The organism is Paenibacillus sp. S28 (assembly GCF_016624415.1).
Classification (GTDB): Bacteria; Bacillota; Bacilli; order Paenibacillales; family Paenibacillaceae; genus Paenibacillus_AQ; species Paenibacillus_AQ favisporus.
On record NZ_JACVTM010000024.1, the window covers coordinates 36,845 to 59,179 of the forward strand.

20 protein-coding genes are annotated in these 22,335 nt (G+C 52.4%); 17 read left to right on the forward strand and 3 right to left on the reverse strand.

The genetic code is table 11. The features are described 5' to 3' along the window. Nucleotides 1-10 precede the first annotated feature (10 nt). From IAE55_RS31190 to IAE55_RS31255, 14 genes are all read left to right on the forward strand, one after another. Nucleotides 11-556, forward strand: a complete 546-nt coding sequence (locus IAE55_RS31190) for a 3D domain-containing protein (protein ID WP_145161002.1) — start codon at nt 11-13, stop codon at nt 554-556. 196 nt (nt 557-752) lie between these two features. Beyond that, nucleotides 753-929, forward strand: coding sequence for a hypothetical protein (locus tag IAE55_RS31195; RefSeq protein ID WP_167527201.1), 177 nt, complete (start codon nt 753-755; stop codon nt 927-929). Between the two features lie 215 nt (nt 930-1,144). Next, nucleotides 1,145-2,251: a cell wall-active antibiotics response protein LiaF gene (gene liaF, locus IAE55_RS31200; protein WP_105441834.1), complete on the forward strand. Its 1,107-nt coding sequence runs from the start codon at nt 1,145-1,147 to the stop codon at nt 2,249-2,251. 4 nt (nt 2,252-2,255) lie between these two features. Beyond that, nucleotides 2,256-3,269, forward strand: coding sequence for a sensor histidine kinase (locus IAE55_RS31205; protein ID WP_105441833.1), 1,014 nt, complete (start codon nt 2,256-2,258; stop codon nt 3,267-3,269). 44 nt (nt 3,270-3,313) lie between these two features. Next, a complete protein-coding gene (locus IAE55_RS31210) occupies nt 3,314-3,970 on the forward strand; it encodes a response regulator (RefSeq protein ID WP_145946910.1) in 657 nt (218 codons plus the stop codon). A gap of 135 nt (nt 3,971-4,105) precedes the next feature. Then, on the forward strand, nt 4,106-5,776 hold the full coding sequence (locus tag IAE55_RS31215) for a S1C family serine protease (protein WP_200634783.1): 1,671 nt from the start codon (nt 4,106-4,108) through the stop codon (nt 5,774-5,776). Between the two features lie 144 nt (nt 5,777-5,920). After that, a complete protein-coding gene (locus IAE55_RS31220; RefSeq protein WP_076170639.1) occupies nt 5,921-6,610 on the forward strand; it encodes a response regulator transcription factor in 690 nt (229 codons plus the stop codon). A gap of 3 nt (nt 6,611-6,613) precedes the next feature. Then, entirely contained in the window at nt 6,614-8,074 is a 1,461-nt protein-coding gene (locus IAE55_RS31225; protein WP_105441831.1) for a sensor histidine kinase, read from the forward strand. A gap of 47 nt (nt 8,075-8,121) precedes the next feature. Continuing rightward, entirely contained in the window at nt 8,122-9,078 is a 957-nt protein-coding gene (locus tag IAE55_RS31230) for a 4-hydroxy-3-methylbut-2-enyl diphosphate reductase (protein WP_200634784.1), read from the forward strand. 336 nt (nt 9,079-9,414) lie between these two features. Beyond that, nucleotides 9,415-10,473, forward strand: coding sequence for a 3-deoxy-7-phosphoheptulonate synthase (gene aroF, locus IAE55_RS31235; RefSeq protein ID WP_145946913.1), 1,059 nt, complete (start codon nt 9,415-9,417; stop codon nt 10,471-10,473). 260 nt (nt 10,474-10,733) lie between these two features. After that, complete coding sequence (gene glnA / locus IAE55_RS31240; RefSeq protein ID WP_076170635.1) at nt 10,734-12,158, forward strand: type I glutamate--ammonia ligase; 1,425 nt, start codon at nt 10,734-10,736, stop codon at nt 12,156-12,158. 813 nt (nt 12,159-12,971) lie between these two features. Continuing rightward, nucleotides 12,972-14,060, forward strand: a complete 1,089-nt coding sequence (serC, locus tag IAE55_RS31245; protein ID WP_200634785.1) for a 3-phosphoserine/phosphohydroxythreonine transaminase — start codon at nt 12,972-12,974, stop codon at nt 14,058-14,060. Nucleotides 14,061-14,218: 158 nt separating this feature from the next. Continuing rightward, a complete protein-coding gene (gene trmL / locus IAE55_RS31250) occupies nt 14,219-14,683 on the forward strand; it encodes a tRNA (uridine(34)/cytosine(34)/5-carboxymethylaminomethyluridine(34)-2'-O)-methyltransferase TrmL (RefSeq protein ID WP_076170633.1) in 465 nt (154 codons plus the stop codon). Nucleotides 14,684-14,886: 203 nt separating this feature from the next. Next, nucleotides 14,887-15,141: an AbrB/MazE/SpoVT family DNA-binding domain-containing protein gene (locus IAE55_RS31255; RefSeq protein ID WP_076170632.1), complete on the forward strand. Its 255-nt coding sequence runs from the start codon at nt 14,887-14,889 to the stop codon at nt 15,139-15,141. Between the two features lie 348 nt (nt 15,142-15,489). On the opposite strand, the gene IAE55_RS31260 is transcribed toward IAE55_RS31255, so the two are convergent. Together IAE55_RS31260 and IAE55_RS31265 are read right to left on the reverse strand one after the other, a co-directional pair. Further along, nucleotides 15,490-16,557, reverse strand: a complete 1,068-nt coding sequence (locus IAE55_RS31260) for a phosphodiester glycosidase family protein (protein WP_200634786.1) — start codon at nt 16,555-16,557, stop codon at nt 15,490-15,492. Further along, nucleotides 16,554-16,961: a hypothetical protein gene (locus tag IAE55_RS31265; protein ID WP_234490003.1), complete on the reverse strand. Its 408-nt coding sequence runs from the start codon at nt 16,959-16,961 to the stop codon at nt 16,554-16,556. Before IAE55_RS31265 ends, IAE55_RS31260 begins: the two co-directional genes overlap by 4 nt. A gap of 297 nt (nt 16,962-17,258) precedes the next feature. Here IAE55_RS31265 and IAE55_RS31270 point away from each other — a divergent pair, with 297 nt between their 5' ends. Further along, nucleotides 17,259-17,915 (forward strand): response regulator transcription factor, encoded by a 657-nt coding sequence (locus tag IAE55_RS31270; protein ID WP_076170630.1) that lies wholly within the window; start codon nt 17,259-17,261, stop codon nt 17,913-17,915. A 97-nt stretch (nt 17,916-18,012) separates the two neighbouring features. Beyond that, complete coding sequence (locus tag IAE55_RS31275; RefSeq protein ID WP_200634787.1) at nt 18,013-19,236, forward strand: aminotransferase-like domain-containing protein; 1,224 nt, start codon at nt 18,013-18,015, stop codon at nt 19,234-19,236. Here the strand turns inward: IAE55_RS31275 and IAE55_RS31280 are convergent. Then, a complete protein-coding gene (locus tag IAE55_RS31280) occupies nt 19,233-20,009 on the reverse strand; it encodes a DUF2161 domain-containing phosphodiesterase (RefSeq protein WP_200634788.1) in 777 nt (258 codons plus the stop codon). The two genes, IAE55_RS31275 and IAE55_RS31280, sit on opposite strands and share 4 nt — an antisense overlap. Before the next feature lie 288 nt (nt 20,010-20,297). Between IAE55_RS31280 and IAE55_RS31285 the strand changes: the two genes are divergently transcribed. After that, nucleotides 20,298-22,193: a PrkA family serine protein kinase gene (locus IAE55_RS31285; protein ID WP_145160279.1), complete on the forward strand. Its 1,896-nt coding sequence runs from the start codon at nt 20,298-20,300 to the stop codon at nt 22,191-22,193. Nucleotides 22,194-22,335: the final 142 nt, after the last annotated feature.

Below are 22,335 nucleotides of genomic sequence, written 5' to 3' on the forward strand. Positions count from 1 at the left end.
AAATGAGTTCATGCCCAAATATACGGCCAAGGCGGCTGTTCCCGCGATCGGCAAAGCCGAGGTTAAACCGCAGCAGGAGGCAGGTGCCGTTAAGGAGCCGTCCATGCCGGTCTTGATGCCGCGTCAAGAGCAGGTCATCCGCAAGGTCAAAGTCACGGCGACTGGATACACCGCGGGTTATGAATCCACGGGCAAACATCCGAGCCATCCGTCATACGGCATCACGTATTCCGGCGTAAAGGTGCGAAGGGACAAAAATACGATTTCGACGATCGCGGCCGACCCGAAATGGTTCCCGCTCGGAACGATCCTGTATGTGCCAGGCTACGGTTATGGTGTTGTTGCGGATACCGGTTCGGCCATCAAGGGCCGTAAGATCGACCTGTATTTCTCCACGACCAAGCAGGTGTATAAGGAGTGGGGAAAAAAAGAGGTGGACGTGTTTGTAATCAAGCGGGGGAACGGCAAATGCAGCGAGGAAATGCTGAAGACGTTGGGGAAAGCGATCCAGACGTATAAGACCGTCCCGGCTTCGCTGCTGGATGAAGCGGTTTAAACTTAATAAGGAAGCCCTGGGCCCGAAATGCGGCGCTCCAGAGCTTTTATTGTTTTCCGATACCATTTATGTATCGTTTTCCATTCTTCAAATTTGCCGTAGAACGGTATAAATTCCAGGAGGCTTCACATACTACGACAGGGGTAAAGCGATGCTTGGATCCCCGGCCAGACAAGCTACAGGGAGGTGAAACCAAATGCAAAAGAAACAAAGCAGCAACTTTAAAACGCCAAACCAAAAGTTTGACGAGGAGTTTGCCGAAATCGGAAACGAAAGCGCAACTTCCACGCAAAAGCAAAAAGTACAAAGCAGCAACTTCAAAACACCTAACCAAAAGTTTGACGAAGAATTCAAACAAAACGATCAACAATAATCATTCTTTCGTCAATTTTTCTAAAGCACCCGCTGAAAAGCGGGTGTTTTATTTTATATGGAAAAAAAAGTAATGTGCCTCGGTCTGGGGACCGAGAACAGGATCATTCCGCCGCCGCTGTCGGCCTGGCCGCCAATATTGTACACTGATATCAGATTCGCAAGCGAAGCGAAACTTTATAGGATATGAACAATGGAGTTAAAGGAGATACGGTTATGCAAAAAAAATGGGTGGACCGCCTTTTTGGAGGCCTGGTGCTGATCGCGATCGGAGTTGTGTTTTTGTTGAATCAGCTCGGATATATCGACGTCAGCTTCTGGGGACTGGTCGGAGACTACTGGCCGGTGATTCTGGTTGTTTTGGGGCTCAAAGAGCTGGCCAAGGGCCGGCGCTCATTCTTTGGCGGGGCGATCCTGCTCCTTATCGGGGCTTATTTCCTGGGCCGTAATCTGGGATGGCTCTGGATCTCGCCAGGCAATCTGTTTAAAATCATCATTCCTGCGCTGCTGATTATCGGCGGGCTGTATGTCATTTTCAAACCGAATGACCGGACCCCTCCGCCAGCCGACAAACGCCGTCCCGAGGAGCCCGTGTTTACGCCGGAACCTCCGGTGCCGCCGGAGCCGGTTGAGCTTGACGGTTCGTCCCTGGACCGGCAGTTCGAGGAGAAATTCGGCATTCCGTACAGCAAGGAGAAGGGACCGCAGGGCGTTCCGCCGAAATCCTCCTATGAGGAAGAGGTTGATATGGACGATTTTGATTCGGACGATGACGACGAAATGGACCGGATGAAGAAGCACTACAAGAACAAGTACAAGCGGCACTACAAAAGATACTACAAGCACTACGCCAGAGAGGAAGCCCGCCGGGGCGGACCATTCCGTGGACCGGATGATCATGATTGGGACCACCATGGCCCGTTCAGCGAATCCGACCACGACAAGAAAATCAACAAGTCCTCTTTTATCGGGGATATTTATCTCGGACACGATTCCTTCCAGCTGAAGCCGACCAACTTGTCCCAATTTATCGGAGACACGGTACTGGACCTGACCCGGGCGCATATTCCTTATGGGGAGACCAAAATCAACATCTCCGCGTTTATCGGCGATATCAAGGTGTACATCCCGGACGATACCGATCTGGGCGTCACGGTGAACTCAAGCTCCTTTATCGGGGATATGTCGGTGCTGAACGAATCGCGGAGCGGATTTGCAGGCAACGTTTCGACCCGTACGCCGTATTACAAGGAGGCGCGCAAAAAAATAAAAATTAACGTCAGCGCGTTTATCGGTGATATTAAAGTAAACAAAGTAGGTTGATCGGATGAAAAGTATCATGAAAAATACCAAATGGATGCTGCTGTTTTACTTCCTGCTGACCGGCCTTCTGATGACGGCGATTTTCTATATCGGCAGCGACAGCGGATATCTCGTTATTAAAGGAACCTGGGTATGGATTTATTCCTGCCTGGGGTTTCTGCTGTTGTCGATCATCATCGGATACATGGCCGGACAGCGGATTCAGAGGCGCATCGATGTGCTGGAGCTTAACATGCTTCAGGTTTCCAAAGGGAATCTGTCGGTACGGATCGGCGAAACCGATGACCCGACGTTTGCCCGGCTCTATCATGAGTTCAACAATGTGATGGATTCGATTGAAAAGAAAATGGAGCTTCTGCAGCGGATGGGCGAGCAGGAAGTCATCGAAAAGGAAAAAGCCGCGGAATCGGCTGTTATCGAGGAGCGCCGGCGGATGGCCCGGGATCTGCACGATACCGTCAGCCAGCAGCTGTTCGCTATTCATATGTCGGCGTCGTCGCTGCCGAGGGTGCTTGAACGAAACGAGGAGCAGGGCAAAGTCGTTATGGAGCAGCTCATCACGATGTCCCAGATGGCCCAGAAGCAGATGCGGGCGCTGATTGCGCAGCTTCGTCCCGTCGAGCTGGAGGGCAAGAGCCTGGCTGAAGCGCTGGAAGTTTGGTTCCCGGACTACTGCCGCCAGAACGGCCTCAAGGGCATGAAGGAGGTCGAACTGAAGGGCAGCCTGTCGGAAGCGATCGAGCATCAGCTGTTTCTGATCATTCAGGAAGCGGTGGCGAATATTGTGAAGCATGCCCACGCCAGACTGGTCAGCATGTCGCTTCGCGAAGAGAGCCGGCAGGTGGTGCTCAGCATCAGTGACGACGGCCAGGGATTTGACTCGATTCCGCACAGACCGGGATCGTACGGACTTTCAACGATGCGGGAGCGGGCCGAGAAGCTGGGCGGACAGGTCGAAATTATGAGCCGCCAAGGTTCGGGCACGACCATCCGTGTACATATACCGAAGTTTACATAAGTTTATCTTGAACGGTTCATCAATACAGGCAGGGGGAAATCGAAATGGCAGAGAGCGTGAAGGTGGTCATCGTGGATGATCACGATATGGTCAGAATGGGACTGAAAACATATTTGATGCTGGAGCCTTCCTTTGAAGTGATCGGGGAAGCGGGCAATGGCAAAGAGCTGCTGGACTGGCTGGACCAGCGGCCGCAGGAGGAGCATCCCGATCTGGTGCTGATGGATCTAATGATGCCGGTAATGAACGGTGCCGAAGCGACGCGGGCCGTTCTGGCGAAATACCCTTCGATCAAAATCGTCATTTTGACGAGCTTTCTCGAAGACGACCTGGTGGTGGACGCGGTGGAAGCCGGAGCTGTCAGCTACGTGCTGAAGACCGTCTCGGCCGACGAACTGATCTATGCGCTGCAAGGGGCCAACCGGGGCATGCCGGTCATGACGGGGGATGTGTCCCAGGCGCTGACTAGAGGCATCCGCCAGCGGACCGTTCAGGGGGATTCCACCGGGATGACCGAACGCGAGAAGGAAGTGCTGCTGCTCGTCGCCGAAGGCAAAAGCAATAAGGATATCGCTGAGGAGCTGCATATCAGCATCAAAACAGTTAAGACCCATGTGAGCAACCTGCTGATGAAATGCGAGCTGGAAGACCGGACGCAGCTGGCCATCTACGCCCACCGCAAAGGATGGGTGCAGTCATAGCCTTTCCCGACATGTTTTATCTGCTTTTTAATTGTTTTTAATCTGTCATTAAGGTTTATAGTACATGATATAAACAGTTAAACAATATCCCTTACGGAACGCTATAAATCAGGGAAAGCAGGAGGCATGAATCACATGGACGAAAGAAACAGATTTGGCCAGCCGGAAGATTCGTTTGATCAAGAGCCAACAAAGCGTGAACAGCCGTCTTCCGATTCGAATAATTCATCTTATTACTATTCCTACGGGCCGTTTAAGTCCCTTGGAAAAGACAACAATACAGAGCATCCAGGCAGTGAATCCTCCGACAGGCCGCACTCGGAGGAAGTGGAGATCACTCCTCCGAATCCGGTCAGACAGCTTCCGGTAACCTCCAGCCAGTACCACAGCTCCGGCGAGTCCGGCAGCCCCGGACGCAGCGGAGGTTCGGGTGGCGGTAGCGGTAACAATGGCGGCGGTAACGGCAGTAATTGGCAGTTTAACCAGCGTCCGAAGACATCGGTTAAAACAGTGCTGATTTCCTTCCTTGCCGGCATGGTTGTCATCACCGGGCTGATGTTTACGGCGGATCGCATGAATCTTTTTACGCCTAACACGTCGCTCACGTCCGAACAGGCTGCCACGACAGTATCGGCTGCAGCCGATAACAGCGAGACTACTGGCAAGGCGAATACGACTTCGCTGCCGCTTTCAAAGCCGACGGATGTATCCGGGGTAGTACAAGAAGCGGGCCCGGCGGTCGTTAAAATTGAAACGCTCGTTAAACAGAGTAGCCGTACCAATTCTCAAAGTAATCCTTACCTGAATGATCCGTTCTCCTACTTCTTCGGAGACCAGTTCGGCGGCGATTCGGGTTACGGCGGATCGGGATCGGATTCCCAATCCCAAGGCTCGGGTTCGGGTTCGAATTCTTCGCAGCTCGTTCCTTACGGCATCGGTTCCGGCTTTATCTACAACAAGGAAGGTTATATCCTGACCAATCAGCACGTGGTCGAGAACGCCGACGTCATTCAGGTAACCATCGAGAACGACGAGAAGACCTACGAAGCGAAGCTTCTGGGCAGCAGCAAAGATCTCGACCTTGCCGTTCTGAAAATCGAAGGCAACAACAACTTCCCGACAGTACCGCTCGGCGATTCTTCGAGCCTGAAAGTCGGTGAGCCGGTTGTAGCGATCGGTAACCCGCAGGGCTTTGACCATACGGTAACGACAGGCGTACTGAGCGCCCGCGAACGTTCCATCGATATCAGCGAGGAATCGGGCAGCGGCACACGCAAATATCAGCATCTGCTGCAAACCGACGCTTCGATCAACCCGGGTAACTCCGGCGGACCGCTGCTCAACCTGAGCGGCCAAGTCATCGGCATGAACGTAGCCGTCAGCGCCGATTCCCAAGGCATCGGCTTCGCGATCCCGACAAGCACGATCAAGAATGTCGTCGACAAGCTGGAGAAAAACCAGGAAATTCCGAAGGATCCGGTTCCATTTATCGGTGCGTCCTTGATGACGATGACTGAAGAAGTGGCTAAGCAAATGGATTCCGATGTTAAAGAGGGCTCTGTCGTCGCCGAGGTTGTTTACAAATCCCCGGCTTACGAAGCAGACCTCCGCCCTTACGACATTATTACCGGCGTGAACGGTACGGCCTATAAAACCAATTCCGATCTGACCGCATTTATCCAGAAACAAAAGGTCGGCACGAAAGTGACGCTGAACATCGTCCGCAACAACAAGAAGATGGACCTGCAGGTCACCATCGGCGACAAAAATAAATTCACGGACAACAACGCGGTCAGCGGCCAGTAAACCATACGCTACGAGATGACAGCGGAAGGGAACTCCCTTCCGCTGTTGTCGTACCATGGTGCAAAGGAAAATGTTCACTGCTACAATAAGAAGCAGAGGCTTGTGCCATGATACAAGATAAAGAGATAAAGGAGTAGTCCGTTAATGCGATCGAAAATTTTGATTATTGACGATGATGAAAAGATCATTTCCATGCTGCGCAGGGGGCTGGCATTTGAAGGGTACGACGTCATTACCGCTAACAATGGGGCAGAGGGACTGAAGGTCATTTTGAACGGGGAACCCGATATCGTCGTGCTGGACGTCATGATGCCGCAGGTGGACGGATTTGAAGTGTGCCGCAGGCTTCGGGAAGGCGGCAGTCAGGTGCCGATCCTGATGCTCACCGCCAAGGATGAAATCGAGCACCGGGTCAAAGGGCTTGACCTTGGGGCGGACGATTATCTCGTCAAGCCGTTTGCACTGGAAGAGCTGCTGGCCAGAGTGCGCGCGCTGCTGCGCCGGAAGCCGGGGCAGGAGGAAGCCGGCGACCACCGGTTGACCTATGAGGACATCGTGCTGGACGTCGACTCCCGGGAAGTGCTGCGGGGCGGCAAGCGCCTCGAGCTGACGGCCAAGGAATTTGAACTTCTTCATTTATTCATGCAAAATCCGAAGCGGGTGCTGTCCCGCGACTTAATTATGGATAAAATCTGGGGTTACGATTACAGCGGTGAGTCCAACGTGCTAGAAGTGTACATTGCGATGCTCCGTCAGAAGACGGAAGAACACGGAGGGAAGCGTGTCATTCAAACGATCCGCGGCGCAGGTTATATCCTGAGAGGGGATTCATAAGAGATGTCCATAAGATTGCGTTTGACCGCCTGGTACACCGCCATCTTGGCCGTAACGCTGATCGTGTTCGGTTCGGCGGTCTATGGGGTCGTTCATTTTAATACGTATAACTCCGTAAGGGACCGGCTGGCTCAGCAATTTGATAAAATCAAGCCGGCCGTAGTTTTGAACTGGAATGATCGCAACGGTAATTATTTGAGTTTCTCGGCGCCTTCCGATTTGGCCTCGCAAACTTACGTACAGATGATTGATTACGTGAATAATAAATTATCCGTATCCGAAAATCTGGGGGCTTTAAATATCAAATTTCCTTATCCCGACTACGACCATGCGGTGAAACAGCAGGGTTTTAAACCCGCGTATATTCAGGGAAATCCTTTTTACTTATATCAGCGCACCATTACGGAAAGCAATACCGGTCAGGTTATCGCAATGCTTCAGGTAGCCATTTATACGGGACATGAAGTGGAACTGTTGACCCTGCTGCGGAATATTCTGGTCATCAGCGCAACGATTATGATCATTGTGGCCTCCTCGCTCGGTTTGTTCCTGGCCCGCAAATCGATGAGCCCGATCGGCAACGTTATCGAGGCGGCGAGCCAGATCCAGAACGGTCAGGACCTCAGCGTCCGCATTGATTATGACGGACCCCAGGATGAAGTCGGGCAGTTGATCGACACGGTCAACAGTATGCTGGGGCGCATGGAAGGCTTTTATAAAAATCTCGAGGAATCTTACGCGACGCAGCGCCGGTTCGTATCCGACGCTTCGCATGAGCTGCGGACACCGCTGACGACAATTCGCGGCAACGTGGACCTTCTGGAGAAGATGTGGTCGGACGAGGAAGGAGACCGTCCGAAGCTGGACGAAGCGACACTGAAGCAGATGACCCGGGAGGCCATCAGCGACATTGCCGACGAATCCAAGCGGATGAGCCGACTCGTCGGCGACATGCTCTCTCTGGCCCGGGCCGACACGGGACGGACGTTTGACAAGCAGCCGATTCCGCTCGAAATCCTCGTGGAGGAAGTGGCCAGAAGGGCCCAATTCCTGCCGCGGCAGGCCGATTGGATTACCGGTGATTTTTCGATCCTGAACGGCGTATATGTCAACGGCAATAAGGACTATATGCAGCAGATGCTGTTCATTTTTATTGAAAACGCATTTAAGTATACGCCTGAAGGGCAAGTGACGTTTGACGCATTGCTGTATGAAGATCAGGTGGGCATCCGGATTGCCGATACGGGCATCGGCATGGACAAGGACGAGGTACCATATATCTTTGACCGCTTCTATCGTGCGGATCAGTCCCGCGGCATGACGGAGGGCATCGGGCTGGGCCTGTCCATCGCCAAATGGATTATCGACGAGCTGAACGGCTCGGTCGAGGTCGTTACTCGTCAAGGAGAAGGTACCACCTTCATTATCTGGCTGCCGGTCGTCTTTCCCGTCCCTTTGGAATAGGGTATAATGGTTAGGATAAGGCATGCCAGAGAAAGCAGGTGAAAGTCATGGAAGTGATTAAAATTTCGCCCCGGGGGTACTGCTACGGCGTGGTCGATGCCATGGTGCTGGCGCGCCAGGCGGCCCAGAACCTGGACCTCCCCCGGCCGATTTATATATTGGGCATGATCGTTCACAACAGTCATGTCACGAATTCTTTTGAAGACGATGGTATCATCACGCTCGACGGACCGAACCGGGTGGAGATCCTGAACCAGGTGGACAGTGGTACGGTTATCTTTACCGCCCACGGCGTTTCGCCGGAAGTCCGGAAGCTGGCCCGGGACAAAGGTCTTACGACCGTTGACGCGACTTGTCCGGACGTCACCAAGACTCATGACCTGATCCGCGAGAAGGTGGCGGAAGGGTATGAGGTGATTTATATCGGCAAGAAGGGCCATCCCGAACCCGAAGGCGCCATCGGCATTGCGCCGGATCACGTTCATCTGATCGAGAAGGAAGACGAGGTTGCCAATCTGCGCATATCCGCCTCCCGCATCATTATTACGAACCAGACGACGATGAGCCAATGGGACATTAAGGCCATTATGAAAAAGCTGCTGGAGCTGTACCCGTCCGCCGAGGTTCACAATGAGATCTGCCTGGCCACCCAGGTGCGGCAGGAAGCGGTCGCGGAGCAGGCTGGACAAGCGGATCTGGTGATCGTTGTCGGCGACCCGCGGAGCAACAACTCCAACCGGCTGGCCCAAGTCTCCGAAGAAATTGCCAACGTCAAGGCTTACCGGATTGCCGACATTACCGAGCTGAAACGCGAATGGCTTGAAGGCATATCCAAAGTGGCTGTCACTTCCGGCGCCTCCACGCCGACCCCGATCACCAAGGAAGTGATCGCATATTTGGAACAATACGATCCGGAGAATCCGGATACGTGGGAAATCAAGCGCACGGTCAATATGAAGAAACTGCTTCCGCCCGTAAAAGCGGCAGGTAGCACCAAGGCGTAATAACGAATGAGATGAAGCAGGCTTCCTTTAATGGGAGCCTGCTTCTTTTTTGTTTCTAGACCATGGTGATTTGCTGTCCCTGATATGAACTGGCCCTACAGAAGAAAATAGACCAGATCGGCAGGGGATGATGCCCATTTTAGATTTAGGGTTGACGGATAGGTGGATTTCCGATATAGTTGCTTTAGCGGATAAAAGCTTAAAAGCGAAAACGCGTTTAAGCGTATTAGTGAAGTGAGAGGCGAGAACGGTAGACCAGATAAAGATACCGAATCATTTGAAAATATACTAGAAGCGTACGCTGAAGCGAGGCGCTTCACAGGAGGAATGATAGCCATGATCGTAATTACATCCAATACGACTCCGGAAGAACAAATTGCGGATATTGTGCGTGTGATTGAGAAGGAAGGACTGCAGGCTTCTGTTTCCAAAGGCGCAGACCGGACGGTCATTGGGCTGATCGGTCAGGTCAACCCGCAGCTTGCTGAGCACCTGCGTCAAATGAAGGGAGTAGAGAATGTAGTGAAGATTACCAAATCATACAAATTGGCAAGCCGTGATTTTCATCCGGAGAACACGGTGATCAAGATAAAAGGCGTGGAAATCGGCGGCGACGAGCTCGTCGTCATGGGAGGACCCTGTGCGGTTGAATCCCCCGAGCAGATCGACGAAATTGCGGGCTTGGTGAAGGCTGCCGGCGGACAGGTGCTGAGAGGTGGGGCCTTCAAGCCACGGACAGGACCATACAGCTTCCAGGGGATCGGTGTCGAAGGTCTTATTATGATGGCTGAAGCCGGACAAAAGCACGGCCTGCTGACTATTACGGAAGTCATGACACCGGAATACGTGGATATCTGCGCCGAATATGCTGATATTTTGCAGGTGGGTACGCGGAATATGCAGAACTTTGACCTGCTGCGCAAGCTGGGAACTTGCGGTAAACCGGTACTGCTCAAGCGCGGTTTCAGCGCCACCTACGATGAGCTGCTGAATGCGGCGGAATACATCCTTGCTGGCGGCAACCCGGACGTCATGCTCTGTGAGCGCGGAATCCGTACATTCGAAAGCTATACCCGCAATACGCTGGATCTTTCGGCTATTCCTGTCCTGCAGCAGCTGAGCCATCTGCCGGTCATTTCCGATCCGAGCCATGGCACGGGCCGCAGAGAGCTGGTTGAGCCTATGTCCAAAGCCTCGGTTGCAGCTGGGGCTAACGGACTGATTATCGAGATGCATACAGACCCGGACAACTCGATGACCGGAGACGGCGTGCAGTCGCTGTTCCCGGACCAGTTCGCCGCGCTTCTTAAAGACCTGGAGAAGCTGGCTCCGCTCGTCGGGCGCACATTCAATACGTCCAAGGCGCCTGCTGAAGCCTTTAAAGTAGGGGTATAATATTTCCCCGGTAATACCGTATCGACATCTAAGCCTGCCGGCTGATTTTCCCCAGAAAATCGGTCCGTGCAGGCTATTTGCAATTAGTGCAAATAAAGTGTTGAAAAGTGTAAGGATACCTCACACCATTTTTAAAAATACCTTACATACATATTGACGATGTCAGGTTTGAAGTTTTATAATGACGACATAAATCATTAGATACTGAACGTTTACGTTTTAAATGCGGGGAAATGTTCGGAAATTGGGAGGAAGAGAGCATGTCGGTTGAAAACGTATTAAAAACAATTCAGGAGAAAGCAATTGAGTGGGTGGATTTCCGTTTCGTAGATTTGGCTGGCCGTGCGCATCACATTTCTTTGCCTGCCTCTGAAGTGGATGAAGAAACGTTCGTGAACGGGGTTGCGTTCGACGGCTCTTCCATCGCCGGTTTCCGGGGAATCGAAGAATCGGATATGGTTATGATGCCAGATCCGGAATCGATTTTTGTCGATCCATTCACCGCTCATCCGACACTGAACATCATGTGTAACATCAACACGCCGGACGGCGAGCGCTATGAGCGCGATCCGCGTAGCATTGCAGCCAAAGCCGAAGAGTATCTGCAACAGTGCGGCGTTGGTACGGCAGCCTTCTTTGCACCTGAATCCGAATTCTTTATTTTTGACGACGTCCGTTACGAAAGCGGCATGAACAGTTCTTCTTACTTCGTGGATTCCGAAGAAGCTTCGTGGAACACGAACCGTAAAGAAGAAGGCGGCAACCTTGGCTTCAAAGTACGCGTGAAAGGCGGATACGTTCCTGTTGCACCAGTCGACACCCAACAAGACATCCGCAGCGAAATGTGTCGTTTGCTGGAAGAAGCCGGCCTCCGCATCGAGCGTCATCACCATGAAGTGGCCACTGCTGGCCAAGCGGAAATCAATTTCCGTTTCGATACCCTGAAGAAAACAGCGGATAACCTCTTGCTGTACAAATACATCGTTCATAACACAGCCCGTCAATACGGTAAAGTGGCTACTTTCATGCCAAAACCGATCTTTGGCGACAACGGAAGCGGCATGCACGTTCACCAGTCCATCTTCAATGGCGACGAGCCTTTGTTCTATGAAAAAGGCGCTTATGCGAACCTGAGCGAAATGGCGCTGAACTACATCGGCGGTATCCTGTATCATGCTCCGGCCTTGATCGCCATCACGAACCCGTCGACAAACTCCTTCAAGCGTCTGGTTCCTGGCTACGAAGCACCGGTTAACCTCGTGTTCTCGAAAGGTAACCGTTCGGCAGCGATCCGTATTCCAGTCGCCGCTGTTACGCCTAAAGGCTGCCGCATCGAGTTCCGTACGCCGGACTCCACAGCGAACCCTTACCTGGCCTTCTCGGCTATGCTGATGGCCGGTCTGGACGGTATCAAGCGCAAAATCAATCCGGTTGAGCTCGGATATGGACCGATGGACAAAAACATCTATGAGCTCTCCGACGATCAAAAAGCGGAAATCCGCAGCGTACCGGGCACCCTGGACGAAGCATTGGACGCTCTGGAAGCTGATTACGACTTCCTTCTGGAAGGCGGCGTATTCACCAAAGAATTCATTGATAACTTCGTTAGCCTGAAGCGTGCTGAAGCGAAAGCCGTTTCGATCCGCGTGCATCCGCACGAGTACGGTCTGTACTTCGACTGCTAATTCGTATCAAGAAATGGCTGCCCTCTCCGGTCAGGGATGACTGGAGGGGCAGCCTCTTTGTTTGGGGGACGCTGCGCGTACTCCGCATTCCTCCACTCGCGTGTTGGTGTGGGGGACGCTGCGCGTACTCCGCATTCCTCCACTCGCGTGTTGTTTTCCCGTTTCTTGAACTTAGTCGCTGTCCGCGGTAGAAACGGGAAAACAAAGGCGACCGTTCCACTGTTCCGGAATTGCGGTGTCCGCTCCGCTGGGTGGAGGAGTAAGTGTGGGCGGCTCAGGGAAGCAGTTGTGTTGGTGCTCAGGGAGACAACACGTCAGCAGCCTCTATGAAGAGGGGGATGTATCTGCCAAGGAGAGCCAAGCCTGCATGCGGCAGCATATGCCATGCCGGGCCAGCGTTCGCGTCCACCGCATTCCTCCACTCGCGTGTTGTTTTCCCGTTTCCTGAATTTAGCCGCTGTTTGCGGTAGAAACGGGAAAACAAAGGCGACCGCTGCGCTGCTCCGGAATTGCGGTGTCCGCTCCGCTAAGCAGAGGAGTAAGTGTGGGGCTACTCAGGGAGGCAATTTAGGACTGTTGGGAAAACTCCGGTGATGACGGCTATCGGGCTGGTTCTGCCGAAAGCTGTCGACTTTTGATCTGCCATTTCCTGCAGCGCTTTACTCCGTTAAATAAATTGTGTTAAAGTAATAGATAAAAACAAACGTCCGCAAGGCGTCATACTATGTGCTTTTTTGTACTTGATGGCCCTTGGGAATACTGCTATCATTGCCATATTATCATTTGCGATAAGAGAGAGGATGGGGAGTTGTTTTGACAAAGAGAGCATACAATTTTAACGCCGGCCCTGCTGCATTGCCGCTGGAAGTGCTGGAACGCGCACAAGCTGAATTCGTGGATTTCCGGGGGACAGGGATGTCCATCATGGAGATGTCGCACCGCGGCAAGGTCTACGAGGAAGTCCATAACGAAGCGCAAAGCCGTCTGCTGTCTCTCCTGGGCAATCCTTCGGGATACAAGGTGCTGTTTCTGCAGGGGGGTGCCAGCACCCAGTTTGCGATGGTGCCAATGAACTTTCTGACAGCCGGCAAGACCGGAAGCTATGTCTTGACAGGCAACTGGGCCAGCAAAGCGGAGAAGGAAGCGCGCTTGATCGGGGAGACGCATATTGCCGCTTCTTCGGAGAACAATAAGTTTATGTCGATTCCGGATCTGAGCAGCATCGAAATTCCGGAAAATGCCGCATACCTGCACGTAACGTCCAATGAAACGATCGAAGGCAGCCAGTACCAGCAGTATCCGGATACAGGCAGCGTACCGCTGATTGCGGACATGTCCAGTGACATCCTGTGCCGCGAGTTCGACGTCAATCAGTTCGACTTTATCTATGCGGGAGCGCAAAAGAACCTGGGACCTTCCGGCGTAACGGTCGTCATCGCCCGGGAAGAGCTGCTGGCCGAGTCGCCGAAGCATATTCCGACGATGCTGCGCTACAGCACGCATGCGGCGAACAACTCTCTTTACAACACCCCACCATCCTTTTCGGTATACATGGTCAACGAAGTGCTGAAGTGGATCGAAGAACAAGGCTCTCTAGCCGGAGTGGAGAAGATCAACCGGGAGAAAGCCGGCTTGATTTATGGTACAATAGATAGCAGCGAAGGCTTCTACCGCGGACCGGTAGAGGCGGGCAGCCGCTCGATTATGAATATTACATTCCGTCTTCCTTCCGAAGAGCTGGAGAAGCAGTTTATTAAGGAATCGGAACAGGAAGGTTTTGTAGGTCTGAAGGGACACCGCAGCGTCGGCGGTCTGCGCGCTTCGATTTACAACGCCGTTCCTTACGAGAATGTTAAAGCACTGGCTGATTTTATGAACCATTTTCAAAAGAATCATGGGTAATGAAGCCTGAAGCCAGAACATCCATGAGTGAGCGCCTTTCGCCGTTATTCGGCGAGAGGCTTTTTAAACTTTAACAATATAATTTGAACTAAACAGAAGAAGCAAGATTAAACCTTAGTTCATTTTGTATAGAAAATGAATGGAGTGGAAAACGATCTATGGCATTGCACATCGTACTTGTTGAACCTGAAATTCCCGCTAATACCGGAAATATCGCCAGAACCTGCGCAGCGACGGGAGCTCACCTGCATCTCGTGAAGCCGCTTGGTTTTCGCACCGATGACGCGACGTTGAAGCGCGCGGGTCTGGATTACTGGTATGCGGTTCATATTGAATACCATGAATCTTTTGCAGAGGTGCAGGAGATGTACGCCGGCCGGCGTTTCTTCTATGCGACGACAAAAGCCGACAAACGATACACGGACTTTCAGTTCCAGGACGAGGATTTTCTCGTGTTCGGCAAGGAAACGAAGGGACTTCCGGAGGAACTGCTTGCCGCCAACCCTGATACGTGTATGCGCATGCCGATGACGGATAAGGTCCGGTCATTGAACCTGTCCAATTCGGCGGCGATCATCGTGTATGAAGCGCTGCGGCAGCTCGATTATCCGGGGATGGAATAAGGACTGTATTTAGATACAATACACGGAAAAATTCAGCTTCTAAAATAAAGTAATAAAATTTTAATCCGGAGCAGGATTCGACATCGTCACATCGAACTATTAGAAAAGACCCATATTTCTGGATTGGAAAGTATGAATAATGATCACAGGGGGTACTTTCTAATCACTTTACATTCGATTAGTCATAGGGAGAGGTGTTGAACATGAAACCTGCCGGTGTTGTACGCAAGGTAGATCAGCTCGGAAGAATCGTCCTGCCGAAGTCGCTTAGAAAACGTTATCAGATGAACGAAGGAGATCCTGTCGAGATTCTGGTGCAGGGGGACCACATCATTCTGGAACGTTACCGTCCGAAATGCGTGTTTTGCGGTTCGATGGACGAAGTGACGGAATTCAAAGAGCGGTATATTTGCGGCCAGTGTCAATCCGACATGCTGCAATTGCAAAAGCATGCATAACTTTCATTTGGGCATCACGAGTTTTTCGTGGTGTTTTTCTTTTATAGCCATGTCTGTTTATAACTTCGCTTTTATGGATCAGGTTTCCATGAAAAAAGGCTTCCTATACAGGAAGCCTCTTCGGCCTTACAGTCCTTTAGTTTTATCATCGTTATAAGCTGCGGTTAGGATGCCGACCAGGAACATTAGCAGCACCACCATACAAATCCAAAAAGTTAATGAGAACGACATTTAAGGCCACCTCCCGCTGAACTACCATTGCTCAATAAGCCTATTATACCCACACTTGCTGGAAAAATAAATGAATTCGTCATTTTGTTCATAATTTTTTTGCAGCTTAAGGATACATTATTTATAAAATAAAAAGTTGGTCGGGACCGGGCGCATGCTGCCGTCCGACGGGTGGTTGACCACCCTGCCGTTCAGCACCAGGGTCGAAGAGCCCCCGCCATCCAGATTATAGGCATCGATTATGCCGAGATGGAACATTTTACTCTGCAGCTCTTGGAGGGTGGCTCCCGAACTGCCGTTTTCGTTGCGCCCATCCACGACGATGATCAGCAGCTGGTCGTCTTTGTATTTGCCGATCACGGTCCGCGGCGCACGGTTGGGAGACTGCTTCCATTTGAGCGGGATTTCAACGGGCTGGCCGTTTTTAAGCAGCATGGGCACGAAGGTCGCCCCGAATTTGGGCTGCAGGCGGTCCAGTTCGGACTGATTCTGGAACTTGCCGCCGATAAGCTTGCCGGATTTGTTCAGCCCCACGAAGAAGAGATCCTTGAAGCTGGACTGGAATCCCGTAAGATACTCTCCATTCATGACGGTGGTGCTGAGCGGATAACGCTTGCCGCTGGTGTCGGCAAATCCTCCGGCATTGATCCCGGCCACGGCGCCGTGCCGGCTTACGGCCTGCAGCGTCGTTTCGGAGCTTCCCAGCTTGTCCTTGGCAAGGCTCATGCCCATGGCAGAGGGATCCTTGAGCTTCACCTTCATGGCATATCCATTATACACACCCGGGTTGACCTTGTAGAGCTCGATCCGGATTCGGTCGCTATCGACGCGTTCAATAGGGACGCCGAGCTTGGACGTAATCCGTTTATTGTAGATGAACTCGGGACGTCCGGCTTGTGTCTTGGCCGTCGCTTCGATGGCATTCATCGCTGAAGTCGTCTGCTTGTATAGTCTGGACGTCTTGCTGATGGACGAAATGGTTACTTTCACGGTTTTGTCGGCCTTGTCCAGCTCCTTCAGCAGCGAGTCGGTATGCGGCTTGAGCGTATCTGCCGGAACGTACGCTGCGGTATCGACCTGGATATGTAGGGAACCTAGGCTGAACAGCAAATAGATGAACAATCCAACGAACGGAGCGGTCACGAGCAGAAAAAATCGGTTGATCTGTTTGATGCTTACATTCATTTGAGCAGATCCATCTTTTTCTGCAGCGTGTCCAGCTGTTTCTTCACTTCGTTCAGCTGGGTGTACAGCTTGTTGCTGTTATCGGTTTTGCTCGTGGCGTTATCCTTAGTGAACGTCAGCAGTTCATTAAAGGACTGCACCTTGCTCTCCAGCTCTTTAACTTGCCCCGCCAGTTCGTTAAACTGAGCCTCGTAACTTTTTTTCAAATCGTTCATCTGGTTTTCCGTACTTGCCTGAAGCTGCTTTATCATTTCCTGTTTCACATGATTGCTATATAAATAGGCAGCGCCGATGCCCAGTACAATCAGCAGTATCCATATCAGGAGCACGAACTTGACGGAGGGCTGCTTCTCCCTCTTGGGCTGGTTTCCGAATGGTGCGGAAGGCCCTGTCGAAGTTTGCAATGTCATCACCTCGGTTTTCGTAGAATTTTTTCCAGTCCCCATTCTATCATTACCCTATTATTTTCGCAAAAATGAATACAAGTCATAAAAATACCTAAAAATAGATTGCACGAAATAATAGGGGTGCGATACAATCTGTTTAAGACTGATAGATTTAGGTAATACATAACCGTTTAGCTTGCCTTGATATGAAAATAGAAACGTCTTAAAACAAGCGTTTAACGCGCTTGTTAGCGGGGGAGAAACGCTGCTGTACTTTATATTCAATACGATCAGTACCAGGAGGTTACCATTGAAATGACGAGAGTTTGGCGGGTTGTGATTATCGATAGCCACCCCACAAGTATGCTGGGCACCAAGTTGATACTGGAGGAACGGGAGAATCTGAAGGTAACGGGGATGGCCTCAACCTGGGACGAAGGATTGGTGCTGGTGATCGAGCACCAGCCCGATTTGGTTCTGTTGGACTACCAGATGCCCGAGGGAACGGCGGAACCGCTGCTGGAGAAGCTGAAGAGCAGTTCTCCGGAGAGCCATGTCCTCATCTTGACGGATCATGACGGTTTGAAGCTGCTGCATCCGATCATTCATCACGGGGGGAGCGGGATTTTGTCGAAACAGGCCTCTGCCTCCCAGCTCATGCTGATGATCGACGGGCTGCGCGAAGGTTTTGCCGCCCTGCCGATTGAATGGCTGAAGCAGGGGATCTGGCAGATGCAGGCGGCTCCCTCGGCGGAAGGGATGTTTGATCTGACCGAGACGGAGATTTTTATTATGGAACGGATCGTACAGGGGATTACCTACGATAAGATCGCAACGGAAATTACCGTCAGCCGAAGATCCATCGATAACTACCTGCGCAAAATTTACGTCAAGCTGGGGGTGTCCACACGGGCCCAGGCCATCGAAAAATTTGCGCTTCATTCACGCCAGAAGCGAGCGATGTACATTTGAATACGGCATAATTCCATGCGTCTCTGAATACATACTTTAGGGTTGTAAATTATATAGAGAGACCGAACCCAATAAGAGATAAATGGGAGGAGAGACCATGCAGTATTCCTTTGCAGCCCGTACGGAGGTCATGCTGTCGTCACCGCTTCATCTCATCCGGTCCTTGGCAAATCGGGAATCCTTCATTTCTTTTGCAGAGGAGCTTCCGGCCGAAGAGTTATTTCCCGTATCTTCCCTGGAGGCAGCAGCGGCAGCAGTGATTTCGAATAGTCCTACGGCACTTCAGTATGGGGAGCCGCAGGGCTTTTTGCCGTTGCGCGAATGGTTGTCGGAGGATTGGAAGCGCACGAAGCGCATCGATGTGGGCCCGGATCAAATTCTGCTGACGACCGGCGTGCAGCAGGCGATGGATCTGCTGGCCCGCGTCTATGTGGAGCCGGGGGACCGCGTGCTTGTGGAAAGTCCGGCTTCGCCGGGATACTTGCAGGTGTTCAAAATGCAGGGGGCCATCGTCATTCCGGTGGACAGCGATCAGAATGGCCTGATTCCGGAACGTTTGCTGGAACAGATTGAGCGGACGCAGCCGAAGCTGCTGGTAGCCTCACCGAATTTCTCCAATCCGACGGGGGTCCTATGGAGCTTAGAACGGCGCAAGGAAGTGCTTGACCTGTGCAGGGAGCACAATATCCTCATTATAGAAGACAATTCATACGGGGATCTACATTTTGAAAAGTTATCGCAGCGGGAATTCACCAGTCTGTATCCCTCCCTGTTTGCGCTGGACGGCTCGGGCAGCGGACAGGGGGTGCTCTACATCGGTTCGTTCAGCAAAACGATCGCTCCGGCGCTGCGTACGGGCTGGGCCGCCGGAAGCCGGCCGCTGATCGATATGCTGGCCGCCGCCAAGCAGCTGGCCGATTGGCAGTCCAGCACGCTGAACCAGCGCTTCCTGCACAACATGCTGGAATCCTCCGCTTTCGATATTCATGAGCATATCAAAATGCTGAACCGCGAATACGACACCCGCCTGAAGCTGATGAACGGGCTGCTGCAGCGGCCGGCATGGCAGGATGCCAGCTACGTCATCCCCAAGGGGGGGATGTTTATCTGGCTTCAGCTGCCGGATGGGCTGGACAGTCTGGCCCTCTTGAAATGCGCCTTGGGTAAGGGCGCAGCTTTTCTCCCCGGCACGCTGTGCTACCCGGACGGGCGGGGAAGCGGCTGGATTCGGCTGAATTTCACCCACCCCGGCCGTGATGAGCTGCTGCTGGGCATGAGTCTGATCGGCGAAGCGATCGGCGAATTTACGGCGCGCAGCTAAGTCTTTTTGCGACGTGAGGCGCGCGCCGGCGTGGCCGCTTCCACAAGAGCGGGCAAACTGGATGCCCCCGTCTCCAGGATGCCGGCATAGCGCTCCAAATCGGCGGTGCCTGCCGGCGTCAGGAGGTAGCGGCCACGGGAGATCCGCTGGAACCAGCCGTAATAGTTGTTCTGCAGGATGGCCGCCGCATTCGGCACGCCGCTTTTCTCCCGTAAATGCGCGGGCGACAGGCCGCCTTCCGGTGCGCCTGCGAGGGCACCGGCGACGCGAAGCGCTTTTTCCCGGTAAGCCGTCATCAGCTTCGCCCGGGTGGTGCCGCCGACGTTATAATCGCCGCTGCGTTCGCGGAATTCGTAGAGCAGCCGGGACTTGCGGACTTTCATCCTGCGGGTTGGCACGTAAGGCGTTCCCGGCTCGCAGAGCACCTCCACCAGTGGCTTCTTGGTTTTATAGAAGGTGACGGTGATCAGACCGACGCCCAGCCTGCGGCATAAACCGGTGATGTCATCCCAGCGCTGGTTCACGGCACCCCGCTTGCTGCGGTTGCGCTCCACCGCCAAATATACATGAGGACTCAGCTTGAGACGTTCGACTCCCTGCAGCAGCAGGGAGAGGTTGAACGTCTTTTTCATTTCCACGATCAGCGGCTCTTCCTCGTCCGGATGCAGGCCCACCAGGTCGCAGTGGCGAACTTCGCCTTTGACCTCGTAGCCCTGCCGCTCAAAAAAAGCCTTCAATGGCTCGTAAAGTTCGGTTTCATGCTGGACGGACATGTTCAGGCTCTCCTTCTGCGGTGATCCGCTTCTGAATTCTTTGTTCATTATATCATTTCAAATGAAGAACCCGAATCCTAAGGGCAGATATCCCGCCGGGAAAGTCGCAGCACCCTTGCTTTTATAGAAAAAGACAATCTGACATGGGCGAAAAAAGAGGTCAACTAATCCCACGGTCCCGCATAGGTATGTAATACACTTTTTAAGAATCGATGGGAGCAGTTGACCCTTGACGCATTTTGTAGGAGTAGCTTGCGATTTCATAACCGAGTCATAGGAGGTACTTGCATGGATATTTTCGAACGCGTAGCGGCATATCGGGCAGAGAGCGATCAACTGGCATGGAATGGCACCTTTAAAGAATACATCGACCTTCTTCGTCAGGACCCATCACCGGCGATGACGGCGCATGCCCGCGTCTATGACATGATCAAATCATACGGCGTGGAAGAGGTCAACGGCCATAAACGTTATAAATTTTTTGAGCAGGAAATTTTCGGCCTGGATCGTGCCATTGAAAAGCTGGTGGAGGAGTATTTCCACTCCTCGGCCCGGAGGCTCGACGTCCGTAAACGGATTCTGCTGCTAATGGGGCCGGTCAGCGGCGGGAAATCGACGATTGTGACCCTGCTGAAGCGGGGCCTTGAGAAATTTTCAAGAACACCGCAAGGCGCGGTATATGCCATTGACGGCTGCCCGATGCATGAGGAACCGCTTCATCTCATTCCGCTGGAGCTGAGGGCAGAAGTGGAAAAAGAACTGGGTGTGCGGATCGAAGGCAATTTATGCCCTTCCTGCCAAATGCGCCTGAGGACCGAATACGACGGCGACATCGAGAAAATGCCCGTCACCCGGGTGCAGATCTCGGAAGACAGCCGTGTCGGTATCGGTACATTCAGCCCTTCGGATCCGAAGTCCCAGGATATCGCCGACCTGACTGGCAGCATCGACTTTTCTACCATTACGGAATACGGTTCGGAATCTGACCCCCGCGCCTACCGTTTTGATGGAGAGCTGAACAAGGCCAACCGCGGCCTGATGGAATTTCAGGAAATGCTCAAATGCGACGAGAAGTTTCTGTGGAACCTGCTCTCGCTCACGCAGGAAGGCAATTTCAAGGCAGGCCGGTTCGCGCTTATTTCCGCCGACGAGCTCATCGTTGCCCACACGAACGAATCGGAGTACAAGGCCTTTATCGCCAACAAGAAAAACGAAGCGCTGCAGTCTCGGATGATCGTCATGCCGATTCCTTATAACCTGAAGGTATCGGATGAAGAAAAGATTTACGGCAAGCTCATTTCGCAAAGCGACATGAAGCATATCCATATTGCGCCGCATGCGCTGCGTTCCGCCGCGATTTTCTCCATTCTGACCCGTCTCAAGGAGACGAAGAAGCAGGGAATGGACCTCGTCAAAAAGATGAGAATGTACGATGGCGAGGAGATCGAAGGCTATAAAGAAGCCGATTTGAAGGAAATGCAGTCTGAATATTTGGAAGAAGGCATGTCCGGCGTCGATCCGCGGTATGTCATCAACCGGATTTCCAGTGCTTTGATTAAGCAGGACCTTCAATGCATTAACGCGCTGGATGTGCTGCGGGCCATCAAAGACGGGCTTGACCAGCATGCCTCCATTACGAAGGACGAACGGGAGCGTTATCTGAACTTCATCGCAGTGGCCCGGAAAGAATACGACGAGCTGGCGAAAAAAGAAGTGCAGAAGGCCTTTGTCTATTCTTTTGAGGAGTCGGCCAAAACGCTGTTCGAGAATTACCTCGACAACATCGAGGCGTTCTGCAACTGGACGAAAATCCGCGATCCGCTCACCGATGAAGAGATGAATCCGGACGAAAGGCTGATGCGTTCCATCGAGGAGCAGATCGGCGTTTCCGAAAATGCCAAAAAAGCGTTCCGCGAAGAAATCCTCATCCGGATTTCGTCTTATTCCCGCAAGGGCAAAAAGTTCGAATACCATAATCATGACCGTCTGCGCGAAGCGATCGAGAAGAAGCTGTTTACAGACCTCAAGGATATCGTAAAAATAACGACGTCGACCAAAACGCCGGATGCCGCTCAGCTCAAGCGGATTAACGAAGTAAGCAAACGGCTGATCGACGAGCACGGCTACTGCCCGGTATGCGCGAACGAGCTGCTGCGCTATGTAGGAAGCTTACTGAACCGGTAATCAGCCGAAACTCAAATTATTCCAGCGTCAAAATGGCTCCTGATTCATATCGGGGGCCATTTTTTTATGGTGGAAAATTATTATAGGCTCTTCATTTTGGAATGGACCGCGAGCTATTCCAATTCATTCGTAAAGCTGTACT

Excerpts from the sequence above, each read along its gene's own strand:
- IAE55_RS31195 (WP_167527201.1), top strand. The coding sequence starts at position 753 with ATGCAAAAGAAACAAAGCAGCAACTTTAAAACGCCAAACCAAAAGTTT.
- IAE55_RS31205 (WP_105441833.1), top strand. The coding sequence starts at position 2,256 with ATGAAAAGTATCATGAAAAATACCAAATGGATGCTGCTGTTTTACTTC.
- IAE55_RS31220 (WP_076170639.1), top strand. The coding sequence starts at position 5,921 with ATGCGATCGAAAATTTTGATTATTGACGATGATGAAAAGATCATTTCC.
- IAE55_RS31225 (WP_105441831.1), top strand. The coding sequence starts at position 6,614 with ATGTCCATAAGATTGCGTTTGACCGCCTGGTACACCGCCATCTTGGCC.
- IAE55_RS31285 (WP_145160279.1), top strand. The coding sequence starts at position 20,298 with ATGGATATTTTCGAACGCGTAGCGGCATATCGGGCAGAGAGCGATCAA.
- IAE55_RS31230 (WP_200634784.1), top strand. The coding sequence starts at position 8,122 with ATGGAAGTGATTAAAATTTCGCCCCGGGGGTACTGCTACGGCGTGGTC.
- IAE55_RS31280 (WP_200634788.1), bottom strand. The coding sequence starts at position 20,009 with ATGTCCGTCCAGCATGAAACCGAACTTTACGAGCCATTGAAGGCTTTT.
- trmL (WP_076170633.1), top strand. The coding sequence starts at position 14,219 with ATGGCATTGCACATCGTACTTGTTGAACCTGAAATTCCCGCTAATACC.
- IAE55_RS31260 (WP_200634786.1), bottom strand. The coding sequence starts at position 16,557 with ATGAATGTAAGCATCAAACAGATCAACCGATTTTTTCTGCTCGTGACC.
- IAE55_RS31270 (WP_076170630.1), top strand. The coding sequence starts at position 17,259 with ATGACGAGAGTTTGGCGGGTTGTGATTATCGATAGCCACCCCACAAGT.
- IAE55_RS31210 (WP_145946910.1), top strand. The coding sequence starts at position 3,314 with ATGGCAGAGAGCGTGAAGGTGGTCATCGTGGATGATCACGATATGGTC.
- IAE55_RS31190 (WP_145161002.1), top strand. The coding sequence starts at position 11 with ATGCCCAAATATACGGCCAAGGCGGCTGTTCCCGCGATCGGCAAAGCC.
- aroF (WP_145946913.1), top strand. The coding sequence starts at position 9,415 with ATGATCGTAATTACATCCAATACGACTCCGGAAGAACAAATTGCGGAT.
- IAE55_RS31275 (WP_200634787.1), top strand. The coding sequence starts at position 18,013 with ATGCAGTATTCCTTTGCAGCCCGTACGGAGGTCATGCTGTCGTCACCG.
- IAE55_RS31215 (WP_200634783.1), top strand. The coding sequence starts at position 4,106 with ATGGACGAAAGAAACAGATTTGGCCAGCCGGAAGATTCGTTTGATCAA.
- liaF (WP_105441834.1), top strand. The coding sequence starts at position 1,145 with ATGCAAAAAAAATGGGTGGACCGCCTTTTTGGAGGCCTGGTGCTGATC.
- IAE55_RS31255 (WP_076170632.1), top strand. The coding sequence starts at position 14,887 with ATGAAACCTGCCGGTGTTGTACGCAAGGTAGATCAGCTCGGAAGAATC.
- glnA (WP_076170635.1), top strand. The coding sequence starts at position 10,734 with ATGTCGGTTGAAAACGTATTAAAAACAATTCAGGAGAAAGCAATTGAG.